Origin of the sequence: Streptosporangium sp. NPDC006013 (assembly GCF_040614275.1) — a bacterium.
Classification (GTDB): Bacteria; Actinomycetota; Actinomycetes; order Streptosporangiales; family Streptosporangiaceae; genus Streptosporangium.
On sequence record NZ_JBEXUE010000962.1, the window covers coordinates 1 to 1267 of the forward strand.

At 71.6% G+C, this 1267-nt stretch carries 2 protein-coding genes; both read right to left on the bottom strand.

Annotation, left to right across the window (positions count from 1 at the left end):
- A partial coding sequence (locus tag ABZ260_RS51265; RefSeq protein WP_355633300.1) for a hypothetical protein occupies positions 1-75 on the bottom strand: 75 nt, incomplete at its 3' end.
- Positions 76-82: 7 nt separating this feature from the next.
- A complete protein-coding gene (locus ABZ260_RS51270) occupies positions 83-985 on the bottom strand; it encodes a hypothetical protein (RefSeq protein ID WP_355633298.1) in 903 nt (300 codons plus the stop codon).
- Positions 986-1267 lie beyond the last annotated feature (282 nt).

Here is a 1267-nt window from a genome sequence, read left to right on the forward strand (position 1 = left end):
CATCTTGATCACACCGGCGACACCCGCGGCCGCCTGGGTGTGGCCGATGTTCGACTTGATCGAGCCGAGCAGCAGCGGGCGGTCATCCGGCCGGTTCCTCGGGCTGGTCGGCGCCGACGGTGAGCTCGTCGAAGTCGGCCACCTGGTCGGCGGGCGGTGCCTTGACGGTGACCTTGGTGCCCCAGCCGGTGTAGCGGGTGTCGTTGACGTAGGTCAGCTCGGTGCTGTTGAGGCCCCGGGTGGACTCGGTGTACGACGACACGACCCGGCGGACCAGCTGGTCGGAGCCGATGTAGATCTTCCAGGTCACCGGGAGGGTGGCGGACCTGCCGGTGGGCTTCGTGCCCAGCATCGCGCGTACCGAGGGGGAGACCTTGAAGAGCTCGCCCAGCGTGATCGTGCCCGAGTGGACGGTGGTCCGGGTGCCGTCCCAGGTCCCGCCGGGGCGCCTGGCGCCGGTGTGGGCCAGGGTCGCCTTCAGCGTTCCCGGCTCGACGGTGCTGATGATCTGCTGGACGGGGCTGACCAGGACCAGCCCTCCGCCGGGGACGCGCAGCCACTTCTTGCCCTCGGGCATGGAGTCGGTGAAGAAACCGCCCGAGGTGTAGGAGACGTTCTTCAGCGAGATCGTCCGCGACGGGGTGAACAGGCCCTTGAACTCGCCGTCCTGGGTGGGCAGGTTGAACTTGGTGGTCAGATCCGAGGCGACCAGACCCGACTTGCCGAACTCCAGCACGCCGTTGCGCCTGGTGAAGATCGCCCGCTGCTTCTTGCCCGCACCGACGATCTTCGTGTTCTCGGTGAGCTTCACGCCCCGGTGGGTTCTGAACTGGCGCTTCAGCGCCGAGACCGGGTCGGACTTCGCGGCCTGGGCGGTCTTCGTGGTCTGAGCGGTCTGGGCGCTCGCCGGGGCGACGGTCACCAGCGTGGGAACCATCAGGGCCGCCACGGTGGCGCCGGTCAGGGCGGCGATCGTTCGCCTCATTGGGGTCCTCCCGTATGTGTCCTCGCGTCGTCGCGGAGGGGGAAGAAGATTCTTCCCTATATGCCGAAATATTGGATCAAGAATCACCGGGCCCCGCGCGGCTGAGGGGAACCGGCGCCCGGTGGGCGAAGCGCGGCCGTGCGGCGCCGGGGGCGCCGGCCGCGCGCCCGCCGGGGGGGGGCGGGGGGGGCGGGCGCGCGGGGGGGGCGTCGGGCCCCCGGCGCCCCCCCCCCCGGGGGGCCGCGGCGGGGGGGCGCCCCCCCCCGCCCGCGGATCCGGGCC